The 22,299-nt window shown below is 45.6% G+C and carries 19 protein-coding genes; 9 read left to right on the forward strand and 10 right to left on the reverse strand.

Annotation, left to right across the window (positions count from 1 at the left end):
- Positions 1-104 precede the first annotated feature (104 nt).
- The 3 genes from SPEA_RS22450 to fadB form a co-directional block, all read right to left on the reverse strand.
- Positions 105-1,339, reverse strand: a protein-coding gene (locus SPEA_RS22450; protein WP_086024287.1) for an IS3-like element ISSpe1 family transposase whose coding sequence is annotated in 2 segments (ribosomal slippage) — positions 105-982 and positions 982-1,339 — 1,236 coding nt in all. Because the reading frame shifts where the segments join, the coding sequence is not laid out codon by codon here.
- A 94-nt stretch (positions 1,340-1,433) separates the two neighbouring features.
- Positions 1,434-2,597, reverse strand: coding sequence for an acetyl-CoA C-acyltransferase FadA (fadA, locus tag SPEA_RS00095; protein WP_012153294.1), 1,164 nt, complete (start codon positions 2,595-2,597; stop codon positions 1,434-1,436).
- 18 nt (positions 2,598-2,615) lie between these two features.
- Positions 2,616-4,769, reverse strand: a complete 2,154-nt coding sequence (fadB, locus tag SPEA_RS00100; RefSeq protein WP_012153295.1) for a fatty acid oxidation complex subunit alpha FadB — start codon at positions 4,767-4,769, stop codon at positions 2,616-2,618.
- A 364-nt stretch (positions 4,770-5,133) separates the two neighbouring features.
- Here fadB and pepQ point away from each other — a divergent pair, with 364 nt between their 5' ends.
- From pepQ to SPEA_RS22455, 5 genes are all read left to right on the forward strand, one after another.
- Positions 5,134-6,456 carry a Xaa-Pro dipeptidase gene (gene pepQ / locus SPEA_RS00110; protein ID WP_012153296.1) on the forward strand — a complete coding sequence of 441 codons (1,323 nt, stop codon included), beginning with the start codon at positions 5,134-5,136 and terminating at the stop codon, positions 6,454-6,456.
- Between the two features lie 18 nt (positions 6,457-6,474).
- Positions 6,475-7,089, forward strand: coding sequence for a YigZ family protein (locus SPEA_RS00115; protein ID WP_012153297.1), 615 nt, complete (start codon positions 6,475-6,477; stop codon positions 7,087-7,089).
- A gap of 145 nt (positions 7,090-7,234) precedes the next feature.
- Complete coding sequence (locus SPEA_RS00120) at positions 7,235-8,692, forward strand: TrkH family potassium uptake protein (protein WP_012153298.1); 1,458 nt, start codon at positions 7,235-7,237, stop codon at positions 8,690-8,692.
- 141 nt (positions 8,693-8,833) lie between these two features.
- Positions 8,834-9,361, forward strand: coding sequence for a menaquinone-dependent protoporphyrinogen IX dehydrogenase (gene hemG / locus SPEA_RS00125; RefSeq protein WP_012153299.1), 528 nt, complete (start codon positions 8,834-8,836; stop codon positions 9,359-9,361).
- 100 nt (positions 9,362-9,461) lie between these two features.
- Positions 9,462-10,696 (forward strand): IS3-like element ISSpe1 family transposase gene (locus SPEA_RS22455; protein ID WP_086024287.1). Its coding sequence is split into 2 segments (ribosomal slippage): positions 9,462-9,819 and positions 9,819-10,696, totalling 1,236 coding nucleotides; the frame shifts between segments, so codons are not numbered across the junction.
- 62 nt (positions 10,697-10,758) lie between these two features.
- On the opposite strand, the gene SPEA_RS00140 is transcribed toward SPEA_RS22455, so the two are convergent.
- A complete protein-coding gene (locus tag SPEA_RS00140) occupies positions 10,759-11,064 on the reverse strand; it encodes an ArsR/SmtB family transcription factor (protein ID WP_012153300.1) in 306 nt (101 codons plus the stop codon).
- 211 nt (positions 11,065-11,275) lie between these two features.
- Between SPEA_RS00140 and hemG (SPEA_RS00145) the strand changes: the two genes are divergently transcribed.
- On the forward strand, positions 11,276-11,815 hold the full coding sequence (gene hemG, locus SPEA_RS00145; RefSeq protein WP_012153301.1) for a menaquinone-dependent protoporphyrinogen IX dehydrogenase: 540 nt from the start codon (positions 11,276-11,278) through the stop codon (positions 11,813-11,815).
- 55 nt (positions 11,816-11,870) lie between these two features.
- Here the strand turns inward: hemG (SPEA_RS00145) and SPEA_RS00150 are convergent, their stop codons facing one another.
- Genes SPEA_RS00150 through def form a run of 5 tightly spaced genes read right to left on the reverse strand, consistent with a single transcriptional unit; the run spans position 11,871 to position 17,521 of the window.
- Positions 11,871-13,313 carry a TrkH family potassium uptake protein gene (locus SPEA_RS00150; RefSeq protein ID WP_012153302.1) on the reverse strand — a complete coding sequence of 481 codons (1,443 nt, stop codon included), beginning with the start codon at positions 13,311-13,313 and terminating at the stop codon, positions 11,871-11,873.
- Positions 13,314-13,334: 21 nt separating this feature from the next.
- Entirely contained in the window at positions 13,335-14,744 is a 1,410-nt protein-coding gene (trkA, locus tag SPEA_RS00155; protein ID WP_012153303.1) for a Trk system potassium transporter TrkA, read from the reverse strand.
- Positions 14,745-14,751: 7 nt separating this feature from the next.
- Positions 14,752-16,032: a 16S rRNA (cytosine(967)-C(5))-methyltransferase RsmB gene (gene rsmB, locus SPEA_RS00160; RefSeq protein ID WP_012153304.1), complete on the reverse strand. Its 1,281-nt coding sequence runs from the start codon at positions 16,030-16,032 to the stop codon at positions 14,752-14,754.
- A gap of 6 nt (positions 16,033-16,038) precedes the next feature.
- On the reverse strand, positions 16,039-17,004 hold the full coding sequence (fmt, locus tag SPEA_RS00165) for a methionyl-tRNA formyltransferase (protein WP_012153305.1): 966 nt from the start codon (positions 17,002-17,004) through the stop codon (positions 16,039-16,041).
- Between the two features lie 4 nt (positions 17,005-17,008).
- Positions 17,009-17,521, reverse strand: coding sequence for a peptide deformylase (def, locus tag SPEA_RS00170; protein WP_041411196.1), 513 nt, complete (start codon positions 17,519-17,521; stop codon positions 17,009-17,011).
- Between the two features lie 136 nt (positions 17,522-17,657).
- On the opposite strand from def, the gene SPEA_RS00175 reads away from it, so the two are divergent.
- The 3 genes from SPEA_RS00175 (at position 17,658) to SPEA_RS00185 (ending at position 20,409) form a co-directional block, all read left to right on the forward strand.
- On the forward strand, positions 17,658-18,758 hold the full coding sequence (locus tag SPEA_RS00175) for a LysM peptidoglycan-binding domain-containing protein (protein WP_041410751.1): 1,101 nt from the start codon (positions 17,658-17,660) through the stop codon (positions 18,756-18,758).
- 155 nt (positions 18,759-18,913) lie between these two features.
- Complete coding sequence (gene dprA, locus SPEA_RS00180; RefSeq protein WP_012153308.1) at positions 18,914-19,933, forward strand: DNA-processing protein DprA; 1,020 nt, start codon at positions 18,914-18,916, stop codon at positions 19,931-19,933.
- Positions 19,934-19,935: 2 nt separating this feature from the next.
- Positions 19,936-20,409 (forward strand): DUF494 family protein, encoded by a 474-nt coding sequence (locus SPEA_RS00185; RefSeq protein ID WP_012153309.1) that lies wholly within the window; start codon positions 19,936-19,938, stop codon positions 20,407-20,409.
- 267 nt (positions 20,410-20,676) lie between these two features.
- Here the strand turns inward: SPEA_RS00185 and SPEA_RS00190 are convergent, their stop codons facing one another.
- A complete protein-coding gene (locus tag SPEA_RS00190; RefSeq protein WP_012153310.1) occupies positions 20,677-22,236 on the reverse strand; it encodes a collagenase in 1,560 nt (519 codons plus the stop codon).
- Positions 22,237-22,299: the final 63 nt, after the last annotated feature.

Raw genomic sequence — 22,299 nt, forward strand, 5'->3', positions numbered from 1 at the left:
AACAGATGACTTCAGGTTAAAGCAGTTGTCGGCAATAGGCTAGACGCTTCGGGATAAAACAATTCTACTCTGTGTCCCGTCCTGAAATAGGTTGACGGTTTTTACTAGACCAGTAGCTTCTGCTGCTGGTCTTTTTTATGCACTTGATTAGGTGTTTTCATACCCAAGCTTAAGTGCGGTCTCAGCTCATTGTATATAAAAATTGACTCCTCAACGAGTTGCTTTAACTCATTAAGGTTGCAGCAAGGAGATAATAGAAACTCTTGCTTTAATATCCCATTTATACGTTCTGCTAGTGCGTTTTGGTAGCAGTCATATCCATCGGTCATTGATGCGCGGATGTCACTTCTTTGCAACGCTAACTGATAAACGGCAGAGCAATACTGTAACCCTCTGTCTGAGTGATGCACTGCTCGATGTTGATACTGCCGATTACTTATCGTCATTTCTAACGCTTTGACTACGTCTGTAGCTTTCATTTCATTACTTAATTCATATCCCATTATTTTACGACTGAACGCGTCAGTTACCAATGATAGATAATGTATGCCTTGCTCTGATTGCACATATGTTATATCACTAACAAACACCTCTTCAGGTGCTGTTGGCACTAACTCTTTCAGTAAATTTGGATGTTTCTTCATCCAATGTTTACTGTTAGTCGTCTTGGTATAATTACGCTTAGGTTTGACTAACAAGCCTTCACTTTTCAAGTAACTAAAGAAGTTATCGCGCCCAAGTTTAATCCCTTTCTCGATGAACTTAGGTTTAAGTAAAAAGTAGAGTTTCTTGCCACCAATCCGAGGCATAAACCGACGGATATCTAGTATCATCGCTCTTACAGGGGCTAACTCCATTGCTCTACAATTCGCTCTTCGTTCTCTTTGATAGATAGCTTGTCTTGTTATACCCAGAAGCTTACAAGCGCGATTTAAGCTCGTTACTTTCTGTTTTTGAAGACTTCTCGCTCCCTGGCTAAGTACTTTTTTCTAAGGCCAGCTCCATATTCTGCATCAATAATATCAACGGCTTCATTGAGTAATAGATTACGTAAGTGCTCATCTTCCAGCTCTTTTTCAAGGCGCTTAATCTTTTGAGCTGGGGTTTCTTTAGCTTTAGTTGTTTTTGGCATAGTCATTCTCACTGGTTGAGTCCAGTCCATCTTACCGTGCTTTCTAAGCCAAGTAAGTACCGTGGAGCGACCTTGGATGCCATAGGTTGTTTGAGCTTGTTTATAAGTCATATCGCCTTTTTCTACGGCAGCTACAACTTGTAATTTAAAGCCTAACGAATAATCTCGCTGTGTTCGCTTAACGCGGGCTGGTATTGGTGTAGTCATTATAAAGTCCTAAATGTGTAAACACATTTCAGGACAAGACACTGAACACAAAAAAGCCAGCTTGCGCTGGCTTCTATCTATTATTAATCGAGCCTTATGGGCGCTCGAAGATAGTCGCGATACCTTGGCCTAGACCGATACACATGGTCGCAAGACCATATTTGGCATCTTTGGCTTCCATCAGGTTAATCAAGGTCGTTGAAATACGCGTACCTGAACAACCTAGTGGATGACCTAGTGCAATGGCACCACCGTTGAGGTTAACTTTGTCTTCGACCACATCCATCAAACCTAGGTCTTTAACACAAGGTAGAGACTGAGCGGCGAAGGCTTCATTAAGCTCGATAACATCCATGTCATCAACGGTTAGGCCTGCACGCTTAAGGGCTTTTTGAGTGGCAGGTACAGGGCCATAACCCATAATAGCAGCATCACAACCGGCAATAGCCATAGAGCGGATACGGGCACGAATAGGCAGGCCTAACGCTTTGGCTTTTTCCTCTTCCATGACTAACATGGCAGAGGCGCCATCTGAAAGTGCAGAAGAGGTACCTGCGGTAACTGTGCCGTTAGCTGGGTCAAAAGCTGGGCGTAAACCCGATAGCGATTCCATCGAGGTTTCAGGGCGGATCACTTCATCATGCTCGACTTTAATCAATGCGCCATCGGCGTCATGACCTTCAATCGCTACGATTTCATTGGCGAAGCGGCCTTCAACTGTAGCTGCGTGAGCACGTTGATGCGAGCGAACCGCAAAGGCATCTTGCTGCTCACGAGTAATTCCATGCATCTTACCTAGCATCTCAGCTGTAAGCCCCATCATGGCAGAAGCTTTTGCTACGTTATTAGCAAGACCTGGATGGAAGTCGACACCATGGTTCATCGGTACGTGGCCCATGTGTTCAACACCACCAACAATAAAGGTATCACCTTGGCCAGTCATAATCGCACGAGCAGCCTGATGTAGGGCATCCATAGATGAACCACATAAACGGTTTACGGTAACAGCACCGACTTGTTTTGGAATGCCAGCGAGTAGGGCGGCGTTACGGGCAATATTAAAGCCTTGCTCTAGGGTTTGCTGCACACAACCCCACATCACATCTTCGATGGTGTTTGGGTCAAGCTTTGGGTTGCGCTCAAGTAGCGACTTCATTAGTTCAGCAGAAAGAGTTTCTGCGCGTACATTTCTAAATACTCCAGCCTTTGAGCGACCCATTGGAGTACGAATGCAATCTACGATAACGGCGTTTTTCATTGTTCTAATCCTTCCTGCTTAAGCCTGCTGGTAGTAGCTGCCATTGTTGGCGGCAAGTTCGCGCATAGTGTCGGTCACTTGGTATAGACCACCTAGGTGTGCATATTTGTCGGCAAGCGCGACAAAGTTAGCGACGCCCATAGTATCTAGGTAGCGGAACACGCCGCCTCTAAATGGTGGGAAACCAAGGCCGTAAACTAGGCCCATATCCGCTTCAGCAGGCGAAGCGATAATTCCTTCTTCAAGACAGCGTACTGTCTCAATAATCATAGGGATCATAGTGCGAGCGATGATCTCATCTGATTCAAATGCTTTCTGTTCACCAAACTCAGCTTGTAGTAACTCATAGCTGGTTGGGTCTAAATCTTTCTTTGGCTTACCACGACGGTCAACTGAGTACTGATAGAAACCTTTACTGTTCTTCTGGCCGAAACGCTCAGCTTCGAACATCACATCGATGGCATCTTTACCAGTTTTCCCCATACGGTCTGGGAAGCCTTCAGCCATTACTGCTTGTGCATGATGGCCAGTATCAAGGCCGACAACGTCGAGCAGGTAAGCAGGGCCCATTGGCCAACCAAACTGCTTCTCCATCACTTTGTCGATAGCAGCAAAATCGGCGCCATCGGCAAGCAGGCCACTAAAGCCGGCAAAGTACGGGAAGAGTACACGGTTAACGAAAAAGCCTGGGCAGTCATTAACTACGATAGGTGTCTTACCCATCTTGCTGGCGTAAGCCACAACTGAGGCAACGGTTTCATCTGAGCTGTTCTCACCGCGAATGACTTCGACTAGCGGCATCTTGTGCACAGGGTTGAAGAAGTGCATACCACAGAAACGCTCAGGCTTTTTAAGGCTCTTAGCCAGTAGGTTGATAGAGATAGTCGAAGTGTTTGAGGTGATGATGGCATCTTCACTGACATGCTGTTCAACTTCCGCCAGTACCATAGATTTAACTTTTGGATGCTCGACAACGGCTTCAACCACCACGTCAGCATCTTTTACTGGGGCATAGTCCAGTGCTGGAGTGATGTTGTTCAGTACTGCAGCCATCTTAGCAGGGGTTGAACGGCCACGCTTAACTTGTGCCGTAAGCAGCTTAGCGGCTTCGCCCAAACCTAAATCCAATGCAGGTTGAGCGATATCCTTCATTACAATTGGTGTACCTTTGCTGGCACTTTGGTAAGCGATACCGCCACCCATGATACCTGCGCCAAGTACTGCAGCTGAGTTAACTTTCTTAGCTAACTTGCCCGCTTTCTTAGCCTTACCCTTTACGAGCTGATCATTGAGGAAGATGCCAATCAATGCTTGTGCGACTTCTGTTTTAGCTAGCTTGATGAACGCTTGATGCTCCACTTGAAGCGCACCAGCACGATCTAACTGAGCGGCTTGTTCGATGACACTAATTACTGCCATTGGTGCAGGGTAGTGTTTACCAGCTACTTTAAACACCATGCCTTTAGCTGTGGCGAAAGACATCATGGCTTCAAGCTTTGGTAGTGTTAGCGGCGCCTGTTTCTTAGCGCGGCGAGTCTGCCAATCTAGCTTCTCTATTAGGGCATCTTTTAGCATTTTCAACGCTGCAGGTTTAAGTTGCTCTGGAGCTACAACTGCGTCAATCGCGCCGACTTTAAGTGCCGCTTCTGGACGTTGGTCTTTACCCGATGTGATCCATTCAAGTGCGTTGTCGGCACCGATCACGCGAGGTAAACGTACCGTACCACCAAAGCCTGGAATAATTCCCAGCTTAGTCTCTGGTAGACCTATGCGGGCAGTGGTGTCTGCTATACGGAAGTCTGTAGCTAGAATGGTTTCGCAGCCTGCGCCTAGTGCAAAACCATTAATTGCCGAAATTGTTGGGAAGGGTAGATCTTCTAGCTTGTTGAAAACCACATTGGCTTGCTCTAACCAAGACTGTAAGACCGTGTCCTCTTCAGCAAATAATCCTAGAAACTCAGTGATATCGGCGCCAACGACGAAAGCGTCTTTGGCCGAACTTAACATAAGTGCTTTGATGCTAGAATCTTGTTTGATGCTGTCGAGTGCAGCATTTAATGAGTCGATGGTTTCTCTGTCGAACTTATTAACCGAGCCTTGTGCCTTGAAGCACAGGTGGGCGATATTGTCTTCGAGTAACTCAACCTCAATTGTAGGGCTTTGGTAGATCATTGCTTGCTTCCTTATAGCTTAAGTTCACTATCCAGATCACTAATGATTTTATTATCTGAATGTGACTTTCTTTGTCACAGCAGCCTAGGCCATCATTTGACCAGTTACTGCTCAGTGTGCGACGAATCACAAAAAATTACAACACTCAATTTAAACGACCGTTTAGTTTTGTGCGTGTATAAAGTTGTGAGCCTTAAAAATCAGCGTGTTAGTTACTATTGTTGCAATGGCAATATTTGAGTTTACAGCAGAGAGTTTAGTCATAAAAAGGAATAATGAGTTTGAAGAAAAAATTTTTTTAGCGATGTGATAGACTGAACCGATGTCGAAAATTTGGCTAAATAATAACAATAGGGTAACCCTCATGGAACAGTTAGCGCGCCTCTATCATGACCATATTCAAGTGCTTAATCAGCGTGTCAGCGAAATCATTTCTCGTGAAAACTTATCGGGTCTCGTCATCCATTCAGGTCAGCCACATAGACAGTTTTTAGATGATATGGATTACCCATTTAAGGTGAACCCACACTTTAAAGCTTGGTTGCCGGTCATCGAAAACCCAAATTCATGGTTGGTGATAAACGGCAGTGATAAGCCCCTATTGATTTTTTATCGCCCGGTAGATTTTTGGCACAAGGTTGCCGATGAGCCGAGTGACTTTTGGGCCGAGCATGTCGACATCAAGTTTCTAACTAAGGCCGACAAAGTAGCCGAATATCTGCCAGCGGGTATCGATAATTGGGCCTATATTGGTGAGCATTTAGATGTTGCCGATGTGCTGGGTTTTAGCAGGCGTAATCCTGATTCAGTATTGAGCTATCTCAACTATCACCGCGCGACCAAAACCGATTATGAGTTAGCCTGTATGCGTAAAGCTAATGAAATAGCGGTGACCGGGCATCAAGCGGCTAAAACAGCATTCTATAATGGTGCGAGTGAATTTGAGATCCTACAGGTCTATCTGTCGGCAATCTCACAAGGTGAAAACCAAGTCCCCTATAGCAGCATCGTTGCGCTAAATGAAAACTCCGCCATCTTACATTACACCGCGCTTGAATATACGAGCCCAGCGCAGCGGCGTTCATTCTTGATCGACGCAGGCGCTAACTATAATGGTTATGCCTCCGATATTACCCGTAGCTATTCATTTGAGAAGAACATCTTCGATGATCTGATCACCGCAATGGACAATATGCAGCTACAGATCATAAGCATGATGAAGCCTGGTGTGAGCTATGCTGAATTACACATACAAACTCATTATAAGCTAGCGCAGATCTTGCTGGATTTTGATATTGTCAGCGGCGATGTTCAGGGCCTTGTCGAACAGGGAATTACTCGAGTCTTTTTCCCCCATGGTTTAGGCCATATGTTAGGCATACAAGTGCACGATATGGGAGGTTTCCTCAGCGATGAAAAGGGCACTCATGTCGCAGCACCTGAGGCACATCCATTCTTACGTTGTACTCGAGAACTTGATATCAACCAAGTACTGACGATAGAGCCGGGTGTTTATATTATCGATTCGCTACTCGCAGAGTTAAAACAGGATCAGAGGCAATCACAGATCAATTGGAATACCGTTGATGTCTTAAGGCCGTTTGGTGGTATTCGCATCGAAGATAATGTAATTGTTCATGGCGATCGTATCGAGAATATGACCCGTAATTTGGGTTTGAATCGTTAACCTAATGAGAGAAGCGTTTTGAGTGAGAGTTATCTCATCCCTGCAGCGGAATTATTGATAGAAGAAGAGATAAAGCATAGTCGCTTTATCTCTTTTCTATTCCACTGCCAGTCAGCTGAAGAGCTTAAGTGTGTACTCACTAATGTAAAGGTTGAGTACCCAGGAGCTAACCATTACTGCTATGCGTTTGTTGGTGGTGCACCCAATGACAGTGTCAATATGGGGTCTAGTGATGATGGTGAGCCTTCCGGTAGTGCTGGTCGCCCCATGTTGGCTGCCTTACAAGGAGCAAACATTGGTGAGCTGGGCGCGATAGTAATTCGTTACTTTGGTGGCACCAAGTTAGGCGTGGGGGGATTAGTTCGAGCCTATAGCTCAGGTATTAAACAGGCTATTGTACAACTCGAAACCCAACTGAAGCAGATCCGTTATCCGGGAAGCTTGGTGTGTGAATATCATCAACTCAAAGATGTTGAACATCTATTCACTCAGTTTGATGTATTGATTGAAGATAAGCTGTTTAGCGACAAGATTGTTATTCAGTTTGCCATCCCTAAGGCTTTTAAACAGCAACTGAAGCTTGATTTGGCGACTCTGAGTAAGGGGCAGCTAAAAGCGGAGTTTGAAGAGTAAGCGCCATATTTGTTAGTTGTACCAGTTAAAGCAATGACAAATTTTATGGATTAACAAGTTTTTTCAAGCTTGATAATCGGTTATGAACATTCATTATTAAGTGTGCGAGAATGCGCTATAGCATAAGCGCTAGTGATGGGAATCAATGCAATATCGAACAATTATAAGAATCACAGGCCTGTTAATGGGGCTGTTTTCTTTATCTTTACTTCCTCCAGCCCTTGTCGCCGTTATCTATAAAGATGGCGGTGGTATGGCCTTTATTCAGGCATTTGTGTTGTGCCTGATCTTGGGCTTTGGACTTTGGTACCCTAACCGTGCACACCGCAAGGACTTGCGGACCCGAGAGGGCTTCCTATTGGTAGTGATGTTTTGGGTGGTACTGGGCTCCATTGGTGCCGTGCCATTTATCTTCTCTGGTCAACCCTCTCTCAGTTTAACCGACAGTTTCTTTGAATCTTTTTCGGCGCTGACTACCACTGGTGCCACGGTGATTGTGGGTCTAGATAGTCTGCCCAAGGCGATTCTATTCTATCGACATCTACTACAGTGGCTAGGTGGTATGGGGATCATCGTACTTGCTGTGGCGATTCTACCCGTACTCGGTGTAGGAGGCATGCAGCTGTATCGAGCTGAAATGCCGGGGCCAGTGAAAGACAGTAAGATGACGCCGAGGATTGCCGAGACCGCCAAGGCGCTGTGGTATATCTATTTAGCGCTAACGGTCGCCTGCGCAGTTGCTTATTGGCTGGCGGGAATGGATACATTTGACGCTATCTGTCACTCATTCTCGACCATTGCGATTGGTGGTTTCTCTACTCATGATGCCAGTATGGGTTACTTCGATAGCCCTACAATCAACATGATTTGCGTGGTGTTCCTATTGATTGCTGCGCTCAATTTTAGTCTGCACTTTGCGGCATTTTCTCGTCGCGGTATTAACCTGCGAGTTTATTTTCGCGACGCAGAATTTAAGGTGTTGATCGCTATTCAGTTGGTGCTAACGGCTATCTGTTTTGTCACCCTCTATGGCTCAGGGATCTATGATTCGGCCGAGGAAACCTTCGATTACGCTCTGTTTCAGGCGGTATCAATTTCAACTACCGCAGGCTTCGGCACTGAAAGTTTCCATGCTTGGCCTTTGTTCTTACCGATCCTACTGATTTTTTCGAGTTTTATAGGTGGCAGCGGTGGCTCAACCGCAGGTGGTATTAAAGTCATTCGAGTGATTCTATTGCTGCTACAAGGCTCGCGTGAACTTAAGCGTCTAGTTCATCCTCGTGGCATGTTCTCTATTCGAATCAGCGGTAACGCACTGCCAGATAGGGTTATCGATGCGGTCTGGGGGTTCTTCTCGGCTTATGCTTTGGTGTTTGTTGTTTGCATGTTGATCTTGATGGCTTTGGGAATGGATGCCATCACAGCTTTTAGTGCAACGGCGGCTTGTTTGAACAACCTCGGCCCAGGCTTAGGTGAGGTTGCTAGTAACTACGCCAGTATCGGTGATGGTGAAAAATGGGTACTGCTATTCGCCATGCTATTCGGTCGTTTAGAAGTGTTTACTTTACTTATTTTGTTTACGCCAACATTCTGGAAAAACTAAATCTTTGTAAAAATACTGACATGGTAACGCTAACTCAGTTAGCGTTAATTATTAGCTAGTATATTGATAAGCGGGTAGGCCATTAGGCATTGCTTGAATTGAGTTTCAATCTAGTTTGAATCGGAAAATAGTAGGAAGTTAATGAACAAAACACTAATTATTTATTCGACAGTCGATGGCCAAACCAAAGCGATTTGTGAGCAGATAAAGAGGATTAATCAAGAGCAAGGAGCCAAGGTAACACTGGCTTCTCTTGAGGACGCTGAAACCTTAGGTTTAGCGCAATTTGATAAGATCTTAGTGGCTGCGAGTATTCGTTATGGTAAGCATAGACCTGCACTTTACCAGTTCATTAATCGCCATCACGCGGTACTAGATGCCAAGCATAATGCTTTTTTCACTGTAAATGTGGTGGCGCGAAAACCTGAGAAAAACACTCCAGAAACCAATCCCTATATGAAGAAGTTTTTGGAATTATCACTGTGGCAGCCGCAGCAGTTAGCAGTGTTCGCAGGCAAGATTGATTACCCAAAATACCGCCTATTCGATAAGGTGATGATCCGCTTTATCATGTGGATGACGAAAGGGCCGACCGATACTAGCGGTACCTTTGAGTTTACTGACTGGAACAAGGTCGATGAGTTTGCCCGTGCTTTTGCTGAGCGGTGATCTGACTTTAAACCCTAAAACAAAAAAGCCTGCTCGATGCAGGCTTTTTTGTATCTAGATGTCTTGTCCTGAAATGTGTTTACACATTTAGGACTTTATAATGACTACACCAATACCAGCCCGCGTTAAGCGAACACAGCGAGATTATTCGTTAGGCTTTAAATTACAAGTTGTAGCTGCCGTAGAAAAAGGCGATATGACTTATAAACAAGCTCAAACAACCTATGGCATCCAAGGTCGCTCCACGGTACTTACTTGGCTTAGAAAGCACGGTAAGATGGACTGGACTCAACCAGTGAGAATGACTATGCCAAAAACAACTAAAGCTAAAGAAACCCCAGCTCAAAAGATTAAGCGCCTTGAAAAAGAGCTGGAAGATGAGCACTTACGTAATCTATTACTCAATGAAGCCGTTGATATTATTGATGCAGAATATGGAGCTGGCCTTAGAAAAAAGTACTTAGCCAGGGAGCGAGAAGTCTTCAAAAACAGAAAGTAACGAGCTTAAATCGCGCTTGTAAGCTTCTGGGTATAACAAGACAAGCTATCTATCAAAGAGAACGAAGAGCGAATTGTAGAGCAATGGAGTTAGCCCCTGTAAGAGCGATGATACTAGATATCCGTCGGTTTATGCCTCGGATTGGTGGCAAGAAACTCTACTTTTTACTTAAACCTAAGTTCATCGAGAAAGGGATTAAACTTGGGCGCGATAACTTCTTTAGTTACTTGAAAAGTGAAGGCTTGTTAGTCAAACCTAAGCGTAATTATACCAAGACGACTAACAGTAAACATTGGATGAAGAAACATCCAAATTTACTGAAAGAGTTAGTGCCAACAGCACCTGAAGAGGTGTTTGTTAGTGATATAACATATGTGCAATCAGAGCAAGGCATACATTATCTATCATTGGTAACTGACGCGTTCAGTCGTAAAATAATGGGATATGAATTAAGTAATGAAATGAAAGCTACAGACGTAGTCAAAGCGTTAGAAATGACGATAAGTAATCGGCAGTATCAACATCGAGCAGTGCATCACTCAGACAGAGGGTTACAGTATTGCTCTGCCGTTTATCAGTTAGCGTTGCAAAGAAGTGACATCCGCGCATCAATGACCGATGGATATGACTGCTACCAAAACGCACTAGCAGAACGTATAAATGGGATATTAAAGCAAGAGTTTCTATTATCTCCTTGCTGCAACCTTAATGAGTTAAAGCAACTCGTTGAGGAGTCAATTTTTATATACAATGAGCTGAGACCGCACTTAAGCTTGGGTATGAAAACACCTAATCAAGTGCATAAAAAAGACCAGCAGCAGAAGCTACTGGTCTAGTAAAAACCGTCAACCTATTTCAGGACGGGACAAGAATACTATCGGCTCTTAAAGAGAGTGAGTTAAGCGCAGTATTTACGATGCAATATAGAGATAACTTCGGTGACTTGCTCGTTCTTTAATGCGTAATAAACCACTTGAGAACTCTTGCGGGTCGCGACCAAGTCTTCTGAACGTAATACGGCTAAATGCTGTGATAGGGCTGATTGGCTGAGAGGAACCGTTTTATTTAGCTCAGTTACGCTAAGCTCTTTATCCAGCAGCAAGCATAAAATCATTAATCTATATGGGTTTGCGATAGCCTTAAGCCATTTTGCTGCACTCTCGGCATTGGTGACCATTGCGCTGGCGTCGATTTCTTTTTGCATACGATTACTTACTCCATCGCCTTTAATTAGTTTATTCTAATTGAGTCAGTCTTATAAAACAATCTACTTGTGGAGCATACTTGTAGAGGACTGTTATCTCAATTATTGATGTTGATAATATGAGCTACACCTAATTTGTGATCCATTCTCCTTTAAAAACTGAGATTTGCTGTAACAATGTATCAATAGAAAATTCTCAATTGGAATCAAGATGAAATCAGTTCTGGTACTTTACTATTCTCGCGGTGGACATACTGCCAGAATTAGCCGCGCCATGGCCGATCACCTTATGAGTGAAGGGCACCAGTGCGAAATGATGCATATCAGTGAGGCTAAGGCTGAAGGCGTCGATTGGGCTAAGTATGATGTGGTCGCGTTAGGAGCCTGTGTGCTTTACGGTAGTTACCATAAGTCAGTGTTTGAATTTGTCGAACAGCATCAAGCAGAGTTAAGCGCTAAAGCATCTAGCTTCTTTAGTGTTAATGTTGTGGCGCGTAATCCTGAGAAGCGTGTGCCGGAAAATAATAAATATCTACAGAAGTTTATTGAGCTAGCGGCTTGGAAACCAACAGACGTTAAGGTGATTGCTGGTAAGGTAGATTATCCAGCTTGGCGTTGGTACGACAGAATGATGATCCAGCTGATCATGAAAATCACCAATGGCCCAACCGACCCAAAAGCTGTGATTGATTACACCGATTGGGAAGATGTGAAGGTCTATGCAGACCACCTAGTGAGTTTAGCTAAATAAGCACACCAATCAAAAAAGCCGCAATTAATGCGGCTTTTTTGTGTTTGAAGCTTGTCTAGTACTTCCAGAAACTAGGATGGAAAAGGACTGCGACGGTTAAGATCTCAAGGCGGCCTAGTAGCATGCCGATAGCTAATGCCCATTTTGCAACATCTGGTAGAGATGAGAAGTTGCCTGCAGGCCCTATGGTGCTACCTAATCCTGGGCCAACATTGGTGACTGCGGTAATGGCGCCGGTAAAGCTAGTGACGGGATCGAGTCCTGTTAACACCAAAATGATGGATAGCAGCACTATCACCAGTACAAATAGCAGAATGAAAGTGACTAGTGAGCGGACAATATCTCCACGAACAATATGGTTGTTATAGCGTTCTTTGAACACACCGTTAGGGTGGAATTGCTGCTTAAGTTGCTCACGCATAATCACGCCGGCAATTTGAAAGCGAAAGATCTTGATGCCGCCAGAGGTTGACCCCGAACAGCTACCGACAAACATCAGGAATAGAAACACAATATTCGCCAATGCTCCCCAAGCGGTGTAGTCGGTAAGGCCATAGCCTGTGGTTGTTACCACAGATACTACGTTAAAGCTGGCCAAGCGCAGCGCATCTAAAGGTGCTATCCCTCTGCTGCTCCAAAGCCATAAGGCGAGTGCACAAGAAACGAAAGCCACAAACTTGAGAAAGCCTTTTACCTGGGCGTCGTTCCACACTTTTACCGAACGTTGCTGCACCATATAGACGAACATAAGCAGCGGCAATCCGCCAGCGAGCATAAAGGTGGTGCCGACCCAGTGAGCTTCATTGGAAAATGCTGCCATGGATTGATCTGAAGTGGAGTAGCCGCCTGTAGATAGGGTTGTCATGGCATGGTTGATAGCTTGGAACCAGTTCATGCCGCTGCCGTGATATGCCAAGAAGCATAAGAATGTCAGTAGGCAATAAACAATAAATAGGTTCTTGGCCATGTGTTGGGTACGGGGGGTGGTTTTGTCGCTCCAGTCTGAAGACTCGGTTCTAAATAGCCGCATACCACCAACATTTAAGAAGGGCAGTACGGCTACTGCCATCACGATAAAACCGATCCCACCGAGCCATTGTAGTAATGAGCGCCAGATCAGAATGCTGTGATCCATGGTGTCTAGCCCCGACAACACGGTAGACCCCGTGGTGGTGATCCCCGACATGGTTTCGAAGAAGGCGTCGGTGTAGTTGATGCCGTGATACAGGGTAAAGGGCATTGCCGCAAAAAGACTGACGATGAGCCAAGTGAGGCAGGTTAGTAGAAACATATCTCGAATATTGAGATGTAGTTTACGGCTCTGACCTTGATGCATACAAAAGCTGGCTGCGCTACCAGCAGCCAAGGAGGAGATCATGAATGCACCAACAGTCTCTTCACCATAATAGAGGGCGAAGGCTCCGGGAATTAACATAAACGCGGTCAGCGTCGATAGGAAAATTCCCAGAATAAACAGTAGAGGACGATAGTTCAGCACTATTCCGCTCCTGAAGGTTTTTTAAAAGAAGAAAGCACTCGGTTGGAACAGTTTCTCAACTTCACCAATAAACTTCTTGTTTACTAAGAAGAGGATGACGTGATCACCTTGTTCGATAACGGTTTTATCGTGGGCCATCAGTACTTCTTCATCACGCACGATAGCGCCAATGGTGGTGCCGGGTGGCAGTTTGATTTCGCTGATCTGCTTACCCACAACTTTAGATGTATTAGAGTCACCGTGAGCAATCGCTTCGATGGCCTCTGCTGCACCGCGACGCAGTGAGTAAACGTTACAAATATCACCTTGGCGAATATGGGTTAGTAGCGCTGAGATGGTTGCTTGCTGCGGTGAGATGGCGATATCGATATTGGCTTCTTGCACGATATCAACATAGGCTTCACGCTGGATCAGCACCATGACTTTCTTCGCCCCCATACGCTTGGCGAGCAAGGCGGCCATGATATTGGCTTCATCGTCGTTAGTCACCGCAATAAACACATCTGTTTGGTCGATATGTTCTTCGAGTAACAACTCTTGATCCGATGCATCACCACAAAATACCGTGGTGTTCTCAAGCTTTTCTGATAACTCTTCGGCGCGTTCTTGCTTACGCTCAATCAGCTTCACTGAATGGTTACGTTGCAATTGCTTCGCTAGGCCTAAACCGATATTACCACCGCCGGCAATCATAATGTTGCGGTAGGAGTTATCTAGCTTTTGCATCTCACTCATTACCGCACGCACATGGCGGCTGTCGGCAACGAAGAAGACTTCGTCATCGGCTTCGATAATCGTGGTACCGCGGGGCATAATAGGGCGACCTTGTCTAAAAATGGCCGCGACCCGGGTATCAATATTGGGCATATGTTCACGTAAAGCAGCTAAGGCGTTACCCACTAATGGGCCACCATAGTATGCACGAACGGCCACGAGACTAAGTCGGCCTTCAGCAAACTCCAGCACTTGTAGTGCACCAGGGTATTCAACTAGGCGGCCGATATAAGCGGTGACTAGTTGCTCTGGTGCAATCAGCTCATCAATAATAAAGCCGCCTCGCGGGCGATTGTCTGCATTTTTGGTTTCGCTGTCGATAAACAGCTTGTCGCGCAAACCTAGGTATTGTTCTGAACGAATTCGGGCAATTTTGGTGGGAGTACCATAGAGCGAGTAGGCAATCTGACATGCGGCCATATTACATTCGTCACTATTGGTCACCGCGATCAGCATATCAGCGTCTTCGGCTCCCGCCTCTTTTAATACACTTGGGTGAGCACCGTGACCCACGACCACCCTTAAATCGTACTTATCTTGCAAAGTACGCAGGCGATTTTTGTCATTATCGACAATGGTGATGTCATTGTTTTCGCCAACTAAGTTTTCGGCTAATGTGCCGCCAACTTGTCCTGCACCCAAAATGATAATTTTCATTGCCGTTCTAATCCTTCACTAGGCGAGCGTAATAAAAGCCGTCCATGTTGTCTTGTCCTGGAACAATCTGCCAGCCGATATCGTCTGGGTTGGCTTGCTCTTCTATTGGCACTAAGGTCGCATCAGGTGTTCTGGCTAAGAAGGCGCTGACTTGATCTTTATTTTCTTGAGGCAAAATCGAACATGTTGCGAATAAGAGTGTGCCACCGGGCTTTAACCACTTCCAGCAATGATCGAAAATTTGTGACTGTAATTGCGCCAACTCTTCGATGTCGTTGTTCTTTCTTAGCCACTTAATATCTGGGTGACGACGAATAACACCTGTTGCCGAACAAGGCGCATCGAGCAAGATACGGTCAAATTTGTCACCTTGCCACCATGAGTCAATATTGGCGGCATCGCCATGCACTAACTCAGCTTTGAGTGACAATCTATCAAGGTTTTGCTGCACACGTTCGAGGCGTTTAGCGTCGAAATCTACCGCTACCAGCTTAATGTTGGGTGCAAGTTCTAGCAGGTGGCAAGTTTTACCGCCGGGTGCCGCACAAGCATCAAGTACTAGCTCGTCGCCCTGCGGTGCCAGTAGCGTTGCTGCCCATTGAGCTGCGCCATCTTGCACCGAGGCTGCGCCAGTTTCAAAACCTGGTAGTTGCATTACATCACGTGGGCTAGATAATAAAATCGAGTCTGGGCTGTTACCGGCCTGCGCTTCTATCTCTAATCCAGCCAGTGCTAGTAGGTAAGTCTCTCTGGTTTGCGATTGCTGATTGTTACGCAGCCACATAGGCGGACGTTCGTGACTCTGCTCAATAACACTTTGCCAGTTATCAGGGTAGGCATCCTTTAAACGCTTAATGATCCAAGCTGGGGTGTTATAGGCTAAGGTGTCGTTGTCTGTCGCTAATGGTTTTTCTTGGCGTTGAATATTACGCAAGACACCATTAACGACCTTAACTAAACCTTCAAACTTTAGCTGACGACAGGCTTCAGCCGTTTCAGATATTGCCGCGTGGCTAGGAATACGCGTGAAGTACAGCTGGTAGCAGCCAATCAGCAGCAATTGGTGCACAATGCGCTGCTTACCCTTCATCTGCTTGCTCATGCAATCGCTGACTTGCTTGTCTAGTTGTGGCAAATGACGCATCACGCCATAGCAAAGCTCGGCAAGTAGCGCCTTGTCTTTGCCACTGTCGAGATGTCTTTGCTGATCGGGTAGCGCCACAGAAAGTGAGATACCTTTTTCTAGCACCTGAAAAACGACCTTAGCGGCCAAAGCTCTTAAGTTCATTAGCGATTAAGCCTCTTGATTGTCGGTGCTAGCGAGCACTGTGCCTGGGGTAAACCAGTCGGCTCTAGAGTTTAGAATGTCGGCAACACTTAACGGTTTCTTACCTGGTAACTGCATCTGGGTGATGGTTAATACGCCTTCGCCTGTCGCAATGCTGATGCCGCTTTTATCTGCCGATAATATGGTGCCGGGTTGCTGTGAACTGGTCTCATCACTAACAGAACTTTGCCATACCTTGATGGTATTGCCTTCATGTTCGTAGTGGCTAACAGGCCAAGGGTTAAAGGCACGAATTTCACGCCATAATGCTGAAGCTGGCTTAGACCAATCTAGACGGGCCTCCTCTTTTGAAAGCTTTTCGGCGTAGTTAGCTAGGCTCTCGTCTTGCTTCTCTGCTGGAAGGGTGCCTTCAGCAATGCCTGCTAGTGCTTCTACTAGTGCCGTCGGGCCTTGCTCTGCTAGTTTTTCATAAAGAGTTGAAGAGGTGTCATTGTCTTCAATAGGAAGCAGAGTCTTAAGTAGCATGTCACCGGTATCTAGACCAATATCCATCTGCATGATGGTCACGCCAGTTTCAGTATCGCCGGCCCACAATGCACGTTGGATCGGGGCTGCACCACGCCAGCGTGGTAAGATAGAACCGTGCACATTGATACAACCTAGGCGTGGGGTGTCTAGCACCACTTTTGGCAAGATAAGACCATAAGCCACCACAACCATGATATCGGCGTTTAATGCTGCAAGTTCTGCTTGGGCGTCTTCGTCACGTAGGGATTTAGGCTGAAAAACTGCAATGTCATTTTCAAGCGCTAATGCCTTGACTGGACTCGCTTGCAGTTTTTTACCACGGCCGGCAGGTCTATCTGGCTGGGTGTAGACTGCGATCACATTGTGCTCTGAGTCGATTAGCGCTTGAAGATGGCGTGCAGCAAAATCGGGTGTTCCTGCAAAAATGACATTTAATGGTTTCAAAAATTTATCCTTGTTTCGCTTCGAGACGAGCCGCTTTTTCGAGTTTCTGCTTGATACGTTGACGCTTTAGAGGCGATAGATAGTCAACAAACAGCTTGCCCGATAGGTGGTCTAATTCATGCTGTAAACAGATAGCGAATAAGCCATCGGCTTCCAAGGTGAACTCTTTACCATCACGATCTAGCGCCTTGATGGTGACAAATTCGGCGCGGTCCACTTTTGCGTAAACACCTGGGACAGATAGGCACCCCTCTTCGTTACAGAAGTCACCACTCTTGGCGGTAATTTCAAGATTGATGAACACTTTAGGGCGTTCAACCTCATCTTGAAGGTCCATAACGATAAGTTGATGGTGATAATCAACCTGTGTTGCCGCTAGGCCAATTCCCTTCTCTTCATACATAGTTTCGAACATATCGTCGATTTGTGTTTGAAGGGCAGGGTTAAACTCTGTGATCGGCTGTGCAACTGTTCGTAATCTTTCGTCGGGAAAACGTAAAACTTTTAATAAACTCATACCTAAACTCTTAACAAGTCTGTCAAATTTGAGCCAGTTAGTTATACTGACTTTGGCTAATGGCTCAATTTTAGTCGTTAGCGGCATTCAATAACAGCAAAAGCTCTACATATACTCTAATAAAAGAGCAAATAGCATGGGTACCCTGATGAAACGGTTAATATTACTTGCTTCACTTATAATTGGTTGCACTTCTGTTTTCGCTGATACTTTAACGCTAAAGTCGGGGCATCCTGATTCTTATGTGGTTCAAAAAGGCGATACGCTTTGGGATATCTCTGCATCTTTTCTTAACGATCCATGGCGTTGGCCTAAGTTGTGGGGAGTCAATCCGCAAGTAGCTAACCCCCATTTGATTTACCCCGGAGATAGGCTGACCATAGTTTTTATCGATGGTGAACCACGCCTAGTAGTTAAGCCCCATGTTAGAAAGAGTCCTCAAGGGCGTATTTCGGCTAAAGGTGGTGCTATTCCGGCGATAGATCTTTCTCTTATTCAACCCTATTTATTACAACATCGCGTGGTCGATGCCGATTGGTTTGAGCTGCAGCCAAAAGTGATGGGTGGTGAGAGTCCCTCAAATTTCCATGTCGTTAATGACATTATTTATGTGCAGGGGGAGCTGACTGTTGGCGATAAGTTTGGCGTCTACCTAGATGGCCGTACCTTTAAGAATAGTGACGGTGATAACTTAGGTTTAGAAGTGATTTTGTCTGCCTCAGGTCGAGTGGTTGAGTCTGGGCCTATCTCCAAGGTGGAGCTGCTGAGCAGCTTGAGGGAGACCGCTGCCGGTTACCGTGTACTACCTATCGAAGATGATTTGTTAATGTCGGCGTATTTTATGCCTCGTGCGGCAGAGTTAACTGAGCCCGCGACGGTTCTCGCTTCGGGGAAGAGCATTCGAGAAATGGGTAAACTGGATGTAGTTTACTTAGATCGTGGTGCAGTAGACGGACTCGAAACTGGGCATGTGTTCTCAATCTTTAAAGATGGCGACGTTGTAGTGATCGATGGTGATGGCATACCTGTACAGCCCCATGATCGCAATCGCTACGAGAAGATGCTCGCCAATATCTCTTCTGACAGCGCAGTTAAGATGCCGGATCTTTACCGCGGTAAATTGATGGTGTTTAAAGTTTTCGATAAAACCAGCATGGGTATTATCTTAGTCAACGAGCGTCCTGTGCGAGTGGCTGATAAGTTAGCGATACCTGATTCGCTGTTCCGTAGCGAGTAGACTAGAGTTAGTTATAGTTTTTCTTTCGATGCCATCTTGATGATGGCATCGACTTTTTATAAGGACAAACTATTAACGACAGACTGGTCGATTGGCTAGTTGTTTCAGCGGTATCTGGGCTAGGACCGGCTCGGATTAAACAATTAATAAATTACATGGATGTAACCGAACTGAGGCAAAGATTGACGCATGAGCCACAAGCGTTGCCTTTACCAGAGTCGTTACTACAATCTCATCTTACTCCCGATCATGCTTTAGTTGATGCGGCCTTAGCATGGCAGCAAGCCGAAGCACATCATCACCTTATCTGCCTTGGTGATGCTAATTACCCTCCATTATTGAAACAGATTAACGATCCTCCCCCTGTACTGTTTTTAAAGGGCAATACAGATGCTTTATTGTTTCCTGCTATGGCTGTTGTAGGAAGCCGTCTGGCCACTCCCGGCGGTAAGAGGATGGCGCATGAGTTAACAACGGAATTAGCCCTAAATGGCATGGCTATTACGAGTGGCATGGCTTTAGGGATTGATGGGGTGGCTCATCGAGCAGCGATAGAGATTAATAAACCCAGTATCGCCGTACTCGGTACAGGGGTTGATGTTATCTATCCCAAGCGGCACCGTGATATTTATAATGGCATTCAAGAGGATGGGTGTGTGCTCTCAGAGTTTTGGCCTGAGGTGAAGCCTTTTTCTGGAAATTTTCCGAAACGAAACCGTATTATCAGCGGTCTAACTATAGGAACATTAGTGGTTGAAGCAAGCCTGAGAAGTGGTTCATTGATCACTGCGCGACTTGCTAATGAACAGGGGCGAGAGGTATTTGCCGTTCCGGGAAGCGTACTAAGTGGTCAGAGCGAGGGTTGCCATAAGTTATTGCGTGAAGGTGCCAAGTTGGTCGAGACTTTGACTGACATTTTAGAAGAAGTGACTTCTTTATCGCACTTTCACCTTGAAGAAGTTAAAGCGTGCCACCATATAGAGGGGGAAAGCGCCTCTGATTTGCCATTTTCCTCGCTGTTAGCTAGTGTTGGCTATGAGACCACAACAATAGATGATGTGGTCGAGCATAGTGGAAAAACCATAGAGCTAGTATTGGAGCAATTGCTTGAACTCGAGCTGCAGGGTTGGATTTCTGCAGTCCCTGGTGGTTACATAAGACTAAAGAGGAGCTAGCCATGTTTGATATCCTCATGTATTTGTTTGAAAACTATGTGCATAGTGAAGTCGAATTATTAGTAGATGAAGACGAACTCACGAAAGAACTGACTCGCGCTGGATTTCATCAAAGTGAAATCATTAAGGCACTCTCCTGGTTAGAGCGGTTAGCTGACCTACAGGAAGCGGGTACGCCTTATCTCTGCAATCATGATCAGCAATCATTCCGTATTTACACTAAAGCCGAGATGGAAAAAATTGACGTCGAGAGTCGTGGTTTTTTACTGTTTTTAGAGCAGATTAAAGTGCTCAGTGTAGAGATCCGCGAAATGGTCATTGACCGAGTGATGGAAATTGATGAGCCGACCTTGAACCTTGATGATATTAAATGGGTTATCTTGATGGTGCTATTTAATGCTCCGGGTCATGAATCTGCCTACGAGCAGATGGAAGATCTTATCTTTGAGCAACCCGATGGCCGCTTACACTCATAATGAGCGACATGAATAAAAGAAAGGAGGCCTAAGCCTCCTTTTTTGTGTCCGGAACACTTATGCCAATTTACCATGGATGGAGCCAAATTGGCTTTGTACATGGAAGTCGGCTATTCCCTCTAACATCAGCCTGAACGCAGGGATAGCGTAGGAAGGGGTTTGTGTCCGGCGATAAATGTTCCATACATTTATTCGCATTTCCTCTATCCCTAGAGGTCAGAACACTTATGCCAATTTGCCACGGATGGACACAAATTGGCGTTGTGCCTAGAACTTCAGATGGTTCTCACCATGGGCTAAATGCTGTGGCTGCAAATAGTCACGGTAGTCATATCTACCCTGCTTGTGCAGTCTTGGCTTTGCTTCCTCTTCACTATCATTAAAGGCATTAACCTGAGTGTTTAACCAATCGGCAAACTGGGGTTGATGTTCAGTCAATGAAGCCATTAGCTGGTCATAGCCTTCAAAGTAGTCGGTTTTAAGGTAATGGCTTAACTGTACAAACTCAGTGTGGTGGTTTTCCGCTAGGAAGCGAATCGCCATGTAGCTCCACTTGTAAGTTCTGTCTTGGCCATCCTTATACTCGGTGGCAAAGATCTCTTCTAGAGTAGGAGCTTCTTCTATATCACGCTTAATAACGCGAAGTGCCGATGGGTTGTTATCACCTTTAGAGATGTATTCGGCTAGACCTTCAGACCACCACACCATTTTCTCGGGGAAGTGGCCAAATCCAGCGTATTTTACGAAGTGACCATCGAGATAGTGCACATATTCATGGTTCAAGTTCCAGACTTTAAATTCTGGCTCAATCCACCATTGGCGGTAAGCAAAGAAGGTGGCTTGGTTACCGGGTTTTGACGGTGTACCTTCGATATACATCCCACCGTTATCGGTATTGATGTCGAAGATAAGCTGACCATTTAAGTGATATTGGCTCCAGTTCTTAAAGGCGACGACTCTAAGGGCGGTATTAAAGTCATTGGGCGCAGGCTCAAGTTTGGTTTCTAGCACGTTGTGGAAGTTAGACTCTTGAGATGTCAGCTTGGTGCAGCTCTCAGCTAGTTCTTGTTCGTTTAGATCTTGTGTCAATATGAATAGGCTATCAGAGCAATGGTGCTCAATAGGTAGGGCGGTTTTAAGCTCTGGAATACGGCATATTTCGCTATTCTCTTCACACAGCTCTTGGCCGCCAAATACGTTTACATGAAAGCCTGCCGTATAAGCATCTTTTGCGGCATCACCACGTAGCGTTACGTCGGCTTTAGCTATTGCAGCTACGGCTTCATCTACGGCAAGCTCTTGCTCGGTCTCTTCACCATCTTCTGATGATGGAAGGGCGAGGCGGTACAGTGCTAAGGCCCAGTATGCATTGGTGCGTGGCCAATCACTCTCGGCACGAATACTCGCTGGACTCGCTGCAAACTCGAGTAGCGGTGTATTTAGATCGGCTGCTAGTAATACTTTGTTAAGCTCGCCATCGACATCTTTACGGCTCTTATTAAGTAGGAAACCGTAGGCTTTGAGAGTTTCTAGCAACGCATAGTCATTGCTTGTATTAGGCGTTGATGTTGCCAGTTGCTTTAGTTGTGAATCTAACTGAGCGAGTAACGGAGCTAAGGCTTCAGCCGCATCGTTATCTGCAAAGTAACGGTATAGGGTGACGGCATACTGCTCTTGCAAGCGTGCTTGGTTATCGAGTAGGCCTGAATCACTAAGTTCCTCAAGTGTTAGCGCTAAAGCGACAGTATCAGCATCGGTAAGATCATCTACTGGGCCGTAATAACTAAAGGCGCGGAAATAGTAGCTTGTTGATCGACACTGGCGCATCCAGAGAGAGAGGCGAGCATTCCCGCTATAATAGTCATAGCGAACTTTGAGGGTGTATTCATT

This window comes from Shewanella pealeana ATCC 700345 (assembly GCF_000018285.1).
GTDB lineage: Bacteria > Pseudomonadota > Gammaproteobacteria > Enterobacterales > Shewanellaceae > Shewanella > Shewanella pealeana.

What these genes read in the sequence shown, in the direction of transcription:
- fadA (WP_012153294.1), bottom strand. Translation starts at nt 2,597, where the DNA reads ATGAAAAACGCCGTTATCGTAGATTGCATTCGTACTCCAATGGGTCGC.
- fadB (WP_012153295.1), bottom strand. Translation starts at nt 4,769, where the DNA reads ATGATCTACCAAAGCCCTACAATTGAGGTTGAGTTACTCGAAGACAAT.
- pepQ (WP_012153296.1), top strand. Translation starts at nt 5,134, where the DNA reads ATGGAACAGTTAGCGCGCCTCTATCATGACCATATTCAAGTGCTTAAT.
- SPEA_RS00120 (WP_012153298.1), top strand. Translation starts at nt 7,235, where the DNA reads ATGCAATATCGAACAATTATAAGAATCACAGGCCTGTTAATGGGGCTG.
- hemG (WP_012153299.1), top strand. Translation starts at nt 8,834, where the DNA reads ATGAACAAAACACTAATTATTTATTCGACAGTCGATGGCCAAACCAAA.
- SPEA_RS00140 (WP_012153300.1), bottom strand. Translation starts at nt 11,064, where the DNA reads ATGCAAAAAGAAATCGACGCCAGCGCAATGGTCACCAATGCCGAGAGT.
- hemG (WP_012153301.1), top strand. Translation starts at nt 11,276, where the DNA reads ATGAAATCAGTTCTGGTACTTTACTATTCTCGCGGTGGACATACTGCC.
- trkA (WP_012153303.1), bottom strand. Translation starts at nt 14,744, where the DNA reads ATGAAAATTATCATTTTGGGTGCAGGACAAGTTGGCGGCACATTAGCC.
- rsmB (WP_012153304.1), bottom strand. Translation starts at nt 16,032, where the DNA reads ATGAACTTAAGAGCTTTGGCCGCTAAGGTCGTTTTTCAGGTGCTAGAA.
- def (WP_041411196.1), bottom strand. Translation starts at nt 17,521, where the DNA reads ATGAGTTTATTAAAAGTTTTACGTTTTCCCGACGAAAGATTACGAACA.
- SPEA_RS00175 (WP_041410751.1), top strand. Translation starts at nt 17,658, where the DNA reads ATGGGTACCCTGATGAAACGGTTAATATTACTTGCTTCACTTATAATT.
- dprA (WP_012153308.1), top strand. Translation starts at nt 18,914, where the DNA reads ATGGATGTAACCGAACTGAGGCAAAGATTGACGCATGAGCCACAAGCG.
- SPEA_RS00185 (WP_012153309.1), top strand. Translation starts at nt 19,936, where the DNA reads ATGTTTGATATCCTCATGTATTTGTTTGAAAACTATGTGCATAGTGAA.
- SPEA_RS00190 (WP_012153310.1), bottom strand. Translation starts at nt 22,236, where the DNA reads ATGCGCCAGTGTCGATCAACAAGCTACTATTTCCGCGCCTTTAGTTAT.